The sequence below is a fragment of the Mesorhizobium silamurunense genome (assembly GCF_014843905.1).
GTDB lineage: Bacteria > Pseudomonadota > Alphaproteobacteria > Rhizobiales > Rhizobiaceae > Mesorhizobium > Mesorhizobium silamurunense.
The window spans coordinates 96,297-105,755 of record NZ_LPVS01000043.1 but is presented as its reverse complement, the minus strand read 5'-3'; the positions used below and the strand labels follow the sequence as shown (position 1 = coordinate 105,755).

Below are 9,459 nucleotides of genomic sequence, written 5' to 3'. Positions count from 1 at the left end.
GGCCGTCGCCGTGTCGCCGTCGCCGTCGGTCACCGTGTAGGTGGCGGAGGCGGCGCCCGTGCCGATCACCGGATTGTCGGCGGTGAAGGAATAGCTGCCGTCGGCCTTGACCTTGATGAAGCCGTCGCCGATGTCGATCGCCTGCGAGTAGCCGTCTTGGCCGAAGACCAGCAGCGTGCCGTCGATATGCGTCACCGTGGCGCCATCGGCGCCTGCGACGAAGTCCAGCGTGCCGGTGATCGTCGCGCCTTCGGCGATGTTCTGCGAGGCTTCCGTGCTAGCCGTTGGCACATCATCGACGATCTTGACGCTCAGCGTGCCGTTGTCGCTCTGGCCGTCCAGGTCGGTCAGCGTAACGGTGAAATTCTCGAACAGGCTGTTGGCGCCCTGAACCGGGTCGTGCGCCTCGTTGTCGACGAGCGTGTAGGTATAGGTGACCTGGCCGGTGCCGGCATCATAGCCGGTCACCGTCAGTGTGTTGCCGAGCGCCGTCGTGAAGGAACCACCGGTAAACACGCCGTTGGTGATGAAGTCGTGTCCGTCGATCTTCAGCGAGGCGATGCCGTCGGGCGAAGAGATCGTGAATGTCCCGGTATTGGTCTCGGATTGGTCGGTCTCGGGTGCAGGATTCTGCGCTTCGCCGGAACCCTCCGATCCTGAGCTTGCTGGCAGGCCCTTCTCGTAAACGATCGTGTCGCCTCCGTTGGCCTCCGGCGTCAGGTCGCTGATGGTTGGCGTCGAGTTGCCGATCGCGATCGTCAGCGTGGTGTGCGAGGTGTCGCCGTCGCCGTCCTTGATCGTGTAGGTGAAGACGTCGTTAACGCCGCCGGGCGTGTTGGCGTCGCGCGCATAGGTGTAGCTGCCGTCGGAGTGGAGCGTCAGCTTGCCGTAGGCACCCTGGACCTGCACGTCGAGCGTGCTTGCGTCGACCAGATCGGCATTCGTGGTACCCTTGGCAACGCCAACCACCGTCGCGCCATCGGCGCCTTGGGTATCGGCAACGCCGTCCGTCGTATTGGTATCGCCCGCATCGGTGCCGCCAACCAGCACATTGCCCGTCGCCGGGCCGACCTGGCCGGCCGCGACGCTGTCGGTGTCGGCGATCGCCGTCGGCACGTCGTCGATGATGGCGACGGCAAAAGTGGTGCTGGCCGTATCGCCGTCGGAGTCCGTGACGGTGATGCTGAAATTGTCCGGAACCGTATCGTTCTGATCGTATCCGTTCGTATGTTCGGGATGGGTGACCGACTCGGTCACCGTGTAATTATATTCGATAGCACCGGTGCCCGGATCGAAGGAGACGATCGTGATGTAGCCGAACTGGCCCTGGATCTGCTGGCCCGTGCCGGTGACGATGACCCCGTTGATGACGATCGATCCGATGCCATCCGGCGCGTCGATAGTGATCGTTCCGATGCTGGACGTTTCCGCGTTACTCGGCGCGTCGCTGCCCGGTGACTGTGTCGGCCCGCCGTTCAAGCCGGTCTCGCTGGCCGCCTCGTCCGGGTTGAGCAGCGACACTGCCACAACGGAAACCCGCTGGCCGCCTCGTCCGGGTTGAGCAGCGACACTGCCACAACGGAAACGCCCTTGTCGGTGGCGACGGAGGGAAACAGCTCACGGTTCTCCGGCTGCCCGAACTGCAATGCGGTCGGCGGCAAAAGCGCCGTCAGGCCGAATCCGTCGCCGATCCCGCCCGGAGGCTGTTCGAAATTTCCACCGGCGCTGCTTGGCGACCCGTTTCCGCCGGCCGAGATCGAGCCGTCGGCGCCGAAGGCGACATCGACATGGCTCGCTTCAAGGGCCGCGATCAGGGCAACGCGCGGCACCTCGACGTCGCCGATGATGAAGGTCGGCACGTTCAGCGCGCCGTCCTTGATGACGATCTCGGATCCGTCGGGCTGCACCAGCACCAGATTGTGGCCGTCGACCTTGATGTTGTCGATAGAGACATTGGCCGGAAGCTTCACGACATTGCCGGCCTCGGCGTGATATTCATGTGGAACATTCGAGGCCGCTGCGTTCGCCGCCGGTGCGTTTCCGGCAGGAGCGTTGGATGCAGGGGCGTTGGCGTCGGCCGCCGGCTTGTCTGCCCCCGGCTTGTCTGCCTCTTGTACGTTCTGTGCGTTGGCCGCGCCCTGCGCCGGCGCGCCGCTTCCCACATCGACCGGCACAGGCTCGCCTGCTGCGGGTGCCGCCTGGCCGCCGGAGGCCTGTGCGACTTGGACACCCGAAATCGGGTGTTCGCCGACAGTCGCGTGCTCGTCCCAGGAATTGGAAACGGTGTCGAATTCGATACTGTTCGTCATAGCTCAAGCCCCTCTGGCATTTCCCGGAAAGAGACATGCGAGCATCGAACTTTACAACACACCTTCAATCTTTTTCATATATCTGAATATGTATGGATTTGCATTTTTTACACTTGGTAAATCGTCATGATATACCCAGCTATGTATTCCCGAAGGTGCCTTGGGATCGGTTGAGAAGCGCGACGACGGTTCGGTAAACGAGAGTATTAATTTGAATAAAATTTGACGTAAAACAGAATAGATTGATTCGCGGAACTTTACCCACCTTCATTTCCGATAATTTGAGACAAGATTGGTAGCGTCCACAGTCAAAGGTGGGCGTTATGAAAATACAAAAAGCTGCCCCGGCGGCGTCGGGGGTCAAGGTTCTGCTGCTGGCAATCGGCCTCGCCGGTCTGCCGAATGCGTCATCCGCCGGCGCGATCTCCATTGGAAATCCAGCCCTTCAGACGGTGTCTGCGCCGGTCAATCTCGGCGGCGTTTCGCTGGCCAGATTGCAGCTCTGGCAGCCTGTCGCCGCCTACCGGATAACCGGTGTCGTCAGCGTCTATAGCCCCCTCGAAGCCCACCCGACGGCAGGTTCTTCAAACGGAGAGGCCGCCCCTGGCATCGATCCGATCCGGACGGCGGCGATCATTCCGGGCGTGTTCGGGTCGGTCGCCTTGTCCATGCACAACTTCCCGGTCGCCGCGCGCTGGGCCCCTGTCTACCAGGCGATCCTCGACTGCACGGCCGGAAGTCCCTGCGATCGCGAGAACGCCGCCTTTGCCGGAATCGTCGACATCGCCAGCAACAAGGGTTTTCGCGACAAGCTGGCTTTCGTCAACAGCAGCATCAACCGCCTGATCGCCTATCGCAAGGACAGCGTCGTCTACGGCAAGCTCGACTACTGGGCGAAACCATCGGAGATCCTCGAGCATCGCGCCGGCGACTGCGAGGATTTCGCCATACTGAAGATGGCGGCGCTGTTGCGCGCCGGGATCCCGGCGCAGAGCATGTCGCTCGTCGTGCTGCAGGATCGCCGCCGGAAATTCTTCCACGCCGTCCTGTCCGTGAGCACGGGAAGCGGCGCCTTTATCCTGGACAGCCTCAGCAACAATGTGGCGATGGATAGCGACCTTCCCGACTATGTCCCGCTCTACTCCTTCAGCACCGATCGCGCCTGGATCCACGGAAAGAAGTCCGGTTCCCAGATCGCAGACATCGCCGGCGGTTTCGCGACGGTGGCGCCCGGCGAAGGCTCTTCGCCGGATACGGCGGTGACGCCCGCAACATCTGGTTTGGGTGCGAGATAGACCGCCCGTCTAGCCGTTGAAGACGAACGCCATCAACAGTTCCGGCTCTGTGACGGGCGCGCGCACGGCGCTGAGCTGGCCCCGGTAGCGGCGCTCGCCGGCGCCGATGACAAAGCCGGTGGTGACCGGGGTGTCGCCGTTGGCGTCGAGCCGGGCAAAAACGTCGGTGACGTTCAAGTCCAGCGCCAGCTTGAGGTCCTGTTTGCCGTCTTCGCCCGGTGCGCTCGGCAACTGACGCCTGACCAATTGCTGAAACGACGTGTTGAACGCCAGGATCTTCTTGGACGACGACAGCGCGAAGGCGGGCGAGGGACAGGCGACCAGGATCGCGTTGATCGTCCGGATCGAGGCGAGCTTGCGCAACTCCGTGCTTTCCTCGGCGAGGCCACGCATGCACGCGACCCGGATCGCCGAGGTGAGATTCCCTTGGTCCGGATGATTTTCGGCGATCTCCTCGACCAGCATGCCGATCGTGCATTTGCGGCTTTCGGCCATCTGCTTCAGCGAGGCCCAGAAGGCGCGCTCCAGCCGGATGCCGCGCCGCACACCGCCGCGTGCCACGACCCGGAACTCCGGGCCGAAATCCTCGGCCACGAGCAACGGCAGCAGTCGTTCGCGCGGAGCACCGGGGCGGGAGGCGCTATCGTTCACTCATCGCCTCCTGACGCGCCTTGTTGATGGGCTTCAAAAGATAGTTGAGGATCGTCTTGCGGCCGGTCTTGATGTCGACCGAGCAGATCATGCCGGGGATGATGGAATAGGTCTTGCCGTTTCTTTGCAGCGTGGATTTCTCGGTCGCGACGCGCACCTGGTAATAGGGTTCGCCCGTCTTCTGGTCGACCAGGCTGTCGGCGGTGATGTTCGAGACCTTGCCCTCGATGCCGCCGAAGATCGAAAAATCATAAGCCGTGACCTTGATCAGCGCGTCCTGGTCCGGCTGGATGAAGGCGACGTCGCGCGGCGAGACCCGCGCCTCGACCAGCAGCGTCTCCGAGGTCGGCACGATACCGGCCACGACCGCGCCCGGCTGCACGAAAGCGCCGAGCGTGTTGACGTCGAGCGTGTTGACGATGCCGTCGACAGGCGAGCGGATATCGGTCCGCGCCACCTTGTCGGTGGCGCCGCGGATGGTTTCGTCCACCACCGAGAGGTCCGCCAGCGCCTGCGTCAAGTCGCTCAATGCTTCCTGCTGCAATTGCAGGCCGAGTTCGTCGACTTGAAGCTGCGCCTCGGTGATGGCCGCCTTGCTCTTCTTGATGGTCTCTCCGGCAAGGTTGAGCTGCCCACGCAGATCGGTCTGCTCGCGCTCGACGCGGATCTGTTCGGTCCTGGCCATCAGGCCCTTCTTGACCATGGGTTCGATCAGCGCCGTTTCCTGGTCGCTGACGGCCAGGCTCTTGGACAGGCGGTCGGAATTGGCGGTCGCCTCGTCGAGCTCCTTCTCGCGCTGATCGAGACGCGACTTCAGCACCGACAGCTTCACTTGGAAGTTGTCGCGGCGCGCAATGAGCAGCTTCTGCTCGTTGTCGCAGATTTCCGGCGCGATCTTCTGGATATTGGACGGACAGGGGAACGCGCCCTCGAGGGTGCCGCTCTGCTCGAATTTGAGCCTGGCGATGCGCGCCTGCAGCGCCCGCGCCTTGGCCTGCTCCTCGCCCAGGCTCGAAGTGTTACCTGTGTTATCGAGGCGGATGATCAGGTCGTTCTTCTTGACCGTCTGGCCGATCTTGACCGCGATTTCCTGAACGACGCCGGCTTCGCTCGCCTGTATGATCTGGGTCTTGGAAGCGGGAATGACCTTGCCGTCGCCGCGCGCGATCTCATCGACCTCGGCAAAGGATGCCCAGGCGGTGAAGGCCGCGAACAGCGCCCCTATGATGTAGACGGACGCCGATGCGAAAAGCGGCGGCCGGTCTTCTTTTGCAAACATTCCCCAACGTGCCCCGGTCAGGCATTCGCCTTTTGCAATGCCTGGATGACTTGTTCCTTCGCTCCGTCCGCGACTACACGGCCCTGCTCGATGACGATGAGGCGGTCGACCAGCTCCAGCATGCTGTAGCGATGGGTCGACACGATCAGCGTCGTGTTGCGGTCGAACGCCACTCTGAGCTGCTTGATCAACTGCCGTTCCGAGGCGAGATCCATCGAACCCGACGGCTCGTCTAGGAAGACGATTTTCGGCTTGGTCAAAAGCAGCCGCGCGATCGCCACCGCCTGCCTTTGGCCCCCCGAGAGATTGGTGCCCCGCTCGCCGACATTCATGTCGTAGCCGCGCGGATGCCGCGAGACGAAGTCATCGACGCCGGCGGCCTTCGCGGCATCGATGATCTCCTCGTCGGTCGCTTCCGGAGCGGCCATCAGAAGGTTTTCCTTGATGGTGCCCGAAAACAGGTCGCCGGCCTGCGCGACGATGCCGACCGCGGCGCGGACTTCCGAAGGGTGGTATTGGCGGATGTCAATGCCGTCGATGAGCAGCTCTCCGGAAGTCGGCAGGAAGAGCCGGCCGATCAGGCGGCCCATCGTGGTCTTGCCGGAGCCGATGCGGCCGATGATGCCGATACGCTCGCCGGGCCGGACTGCGATGTTGAGCCCGTTCAGAACCTCGTTTTCGGTGCCCGGATAGGCAAAGCCGACATTCTTGAAGAGCATCGCGCCGCTGCGGATCGGCCGGTTGACGAAGCCGACCGTGTCGGGCCGGTCCTCCGGCTGCGCCATGATCGTGTTGACGATCCTGAGCGACAGCATGGCCTGCCGGAAGCGGGAGAGCGTGATGGCGATCTGGCCGAGCGGCGCGACCGCACGGCTCGCCAGCATGACGGTGCCGATGATCGCGCCTGTCGAGACCTCGCCTTCCGAGAAGGCGTAGGCGCCTGCAACCACCAGGGCGACGGTCACAAATTGCTGGATGGCGCCGGTGATGTTGCCGGCGGCGGCCGAAAGCTCCTTGATCTTCTCCGACGTGTTGGCCGCGTTCTTCGAGTGCTCGCCCCATTTGCGCAGCAGATAGGCCTCAGCGCGCAGCGACTTGATCGTCTCCAGCGTGGAAATGGATTCGACCAGGAGGGCCTGGCGCTGGGCTGCCTCGTTCATCGAGGCGGCGACCCGCTTGCCGATGCGCCGCTGCGTCACCAGCCCGACAATGACGGCGATCACGAAGGCCAGAGCCGGTATGATCACCAGCCAGCCGCCAATGGCGTAGATGACCAGCAGGAAGACGAAGACGAAAACCGTGTCGATGAACACGCTGATGGTGTTCGAGGTGAAGAACTCGCGCACGAACTCGTACTGCGTGACGCGGTTCGCGTATTCGCCGGTCGAACCCGGCCGCGCCGAAAGCGACGAGTTGAGCACTTTCTCGAACAGCAGATAGGAAATCCTCAGATCCGCCTTGCGCCCGGCATAGTCGATGAGCGAGGCGCGGGCGGTTTTCAGCAACAGATCGAACAGGATGGCCGCGCCGATCCCGAGCGCCAGCACCCAGAGCGTCGACATCGCCTTGTTCGGCAGGATGCGGTCGTAGACGTTCATGGTGAAGATCGGCGAGGCGATCGCCAGGAGGTTGATGAAGACGGCCGACAACACGACCTTCGAATAGGTGCGCCAGAACGCCCCCATCGTTCCGGTCAGCCAATGGCGCCTTTCGATCCTGGGCGCCGTGCCGACCGTCATCTCCTCGGCGGTGTTGGCATAGGTGATCGAGAATGAGGCGCCGCCGCTGATATAGCTCTCGGCGAGCTCGGATTTGCCGATCGAGGTGCGGCCGTTTTCCTGCGGCGCCGTCAGATATTGCCCGGACTCTGTCTCGGCGAGCAGCGCAACCGGCAACTGGCTGACGCGGAAGACGATGGCCGGAAGATCGACGCGGCCACGCACGAAATCGCGATGGCTGAACGCCTGGACCTCGAGGCCGATGCGTTCGGCCAGGTGCCTGATATCGTCCGGCTCGATGCGCGTGTCCGAAATCGGCACCCCGGCAAACAGCACGGTCTCCGCGCTCGGCCGGCCGAGATAGGCCGCAATCGCCGAGAAGCAGGCTTTGAAAGCCTCCTTGGGCGAGATGATGTTGGGCTGCTGATTCACGATCCGCCCCGAAGGACCAGAGATCGATGCTTACATCGGCTGCTTTTTCCTGACCGGCGCGAGGATGTCGAACGGCAGATCGTTCTTCTGCTCCGACGGCGTGCGCGCATAGGTTTCGGTATCGGCCGTTGCCGGCACGCCGAATTCCGTTCGCGCATAGGCCGCGGCTTGCTTGGCCGGCTGGATGTTCAGCGTCTTCAGCAACTCTCCGGTCGCGGCCAGCAGCCGGTATTCGGCAAACAGCGATGCATAGGACGAGGTGTCGGCCAGCGTCGCGGTGTTGAAGCGCGTGTTCTGCGCATCGAGCACGTCGAGCAGCGAGCGCTGTCCGACCTTGAACTGCTCGCGATAGGACGCAACCAGCTTTTCGTTGGTGGCTGCCTGCAGGCGCAGCGTCTGCGAAAGTTCCGCCTGGCGGAAGCGGCGGTCCCACGATGTGCGCACGGCTTCCTCGATCTCGCGCAGCACCTGATGCAGCGCAAGGCGTTGCTCGCTGGTGCGGCGGATCTGCTCCTGCTCGTTGGCCTTGTCGATGCCGCCCCGATAAAGGTTCCAGCGCAGCACGACCCGAGCCTGCAGGTCGCTGGTGTCGCCGTCGTCGCCGTCGATGTCATATCCGCCCCGGGCGACGCCCTCGGCGGTAATCGTGGGACCGTATTTGGCCCGCGCTGCGTCGACCAGCGAGGCGGCGGCGTCGATGTCGCTGTTGGCCATATGGACGCGCGGATTGTTCTGCCTGGCAAGCCCGATCGCGTCATCGAGCGAGCGCGGCAGCGCGCCGGCCACATCGGCCGGCCGTGACGGATTGGTCAGCGGCTTGCCGACATTCTTAAAGAAGCGGATCTTGGCCGCCTCCAGTTCCTCGGTCGCCTCCTGCATCCGCGCCTTGGCGGCGTAAAGCCGCTCCTCGGCCTGCTGCCGGTCGGCATCGTTGAGCGCACCGCCGGCGATGCCCTGCTTGATGTCGCCGAGTATAGACTGATGGAAGGCGAGGTTCTTCTTCGCTTCGGCGACGATCGACGCCTGCAGCATATATTCGAGATAGTCCTGGACGACGGAAAGCCCGATGAATTCGGACCGTTCCAGCACCCTGAAGGAAGCTCCATCGACACGCGAGGCCTGGCGGTTCAATTCGGCCCGTCTTGCGCCGCTGTCATAAAGCGTCTGCGTGACGGTGAGGTCGGCCTCGTTCGGGGAGAGGGCGTCGTTATCCTCGTCGAGCGCGCGCCGGGAAGAATTGTCGAGGCGGCGAACGCCCGTCGACGCTTCCAGATCGACACTCGGAAGATAGAGGCCTTTCGCCTGGCGCAGCTCGAATTCGATGGCTTCGCGGTTTTCGATCGCCTGCCCAATCTCAGGATTGGACTCGACGGCGACCGCTACAGCTTCCTTGAGTGTGAGTGCGCTGGCGCTTCCGCAAGCCAGCATCGACACCGTAACAGCAAGCGCAATACGCCAGCCGACGGTCACTTTACCCGTCCTGGTCATTTCTACCCCGTGACTATCCCCGCGCCCTTTTGTTTTTGTCGGCGCTTATTTGCCCAAGCCTGCCACCAGAGCTTGCGGTGAGTATCTATCAGATTTTTCGGGGATGTGAGCACTTATTGATTTAGAGTGCTTTAAAAGCGAGGATTCCAGCCATTAGTCCCGGCGGATGTAGCAAAAATGGCACAGATACGATGCCCGGCCGGGGCGCCATTCAGTTGAAACCGCCCGCGATCGCGATTTTCCTTAATAAATAGCAAGTCCGCATAGAGGAATCGCCCCAGGCGCCG

7 protein-coding genes are annotated in these 9,459 nt (G+C 62.8%); 1 reads left to right on the top strand and 6 read right to left on the bottom strand.

All coding sequences use genetic code 11. The features are described 5' to 3' along the window. Positions 1–1,527, bottom strand: a 1,527-nt coding sequence (locus AU465_RS12400) for an Ig-like domain-containing protein (RefSeq protein WP_210325078.1), incomplete at its 3' end; no start/stop codon positions are given. Next, positions 1,476–2,309 carry a hypothetical protein gene (locus tag AU465_RS12395; protein WP_192247312.1) on the bottom strand — a complete coding sequence of 278 codons (834 nt, stop codon included), beginning with the start codon at positions 2,307–2,309 and terminating at the stop codon, positions 1,476–1,478. The genes AU465_RS12395 and AU465_RS12400, both read right to left, overlap by 52 nt. A 323-nt stretch (positions 2,310–2,632) precedes the next feature. On the opposite strand from AU465_RS12395, the gene AU465_RS12390 reads away from it, so the two are divergent. Beyond that, on the top strand, positions 2,633–3,604 hold the full coding sequence (locus AU465_RS12390) for a transglutaminase-like cysteine peptidase (RefSeq protein WP_192247310.1): 972 nt from the start codon (positions 2,633–2,635) through the stop codon (positions 3,602–3,604). A gap of 9 nt (positions 3,605–3,613) precedes the next feature. On the opposite strand, the gene AU465_RS12385 is transcribed toward AU465_RS12390, so the two are convergent. The 4 genes from AU465_RS12385 to AU465_RS12370 are packed head-to-tail and all read right to left on the bottom strand — an operon-like array spanning position 3,614 to position 9,172. Beyond that, positions 3,614–4,255, bottom strand: coding sequence for a ribbon-helix-helix domain-containing protein (locus tag AU465_RS12385; protein ID WP_192247309.1), 642 nt, complete (start codon positions 4,253–4,255; stop codon positions 3,614–3,616). After that, entirely contained in the window at positions 4,245–5,534 is a 1,290-nt protein-coding gene (locus AU465_RS12380) for an HlyD family type I secretion periplasmic adaptor subunit (RefSeq protein ID WP_192247307.1), read from the bottom strand. The genes AU465_RS12385 and AU465_RS12380 overlap by 11 nt, the downstream gene beginning before the upstream one ends. Positions 5,535–5,551: 17 nt before the next feature. Further along, positions 5,552–7,684, bottom strand: a complete 2,133-nt coding sequence (locus AU465_RS12375; protein ID WP_192247305.1) for a type I secretion system permease/ATPase — start codon at positions 7,682–7,684, stop codon at positions 5,552–5,554. A 30-nt stretch (positions 7,685–7,714) separates the two neighbouring features. Continuing rightward, the gene (locus AU465_RS12370; RefSeq protein WP_192247302.1) at positions 7,715–9,172 is read right to left on the bottom strand and encodes a TolC family outer membrane protein; all 1,458 of its coding nucleotides are present in this window, start codon (positions 9,170–9,172) and stop codon (positions 7,715–7,717) included. Positions 9,173–9,459 lie beyond the last annotated feature (287 nt).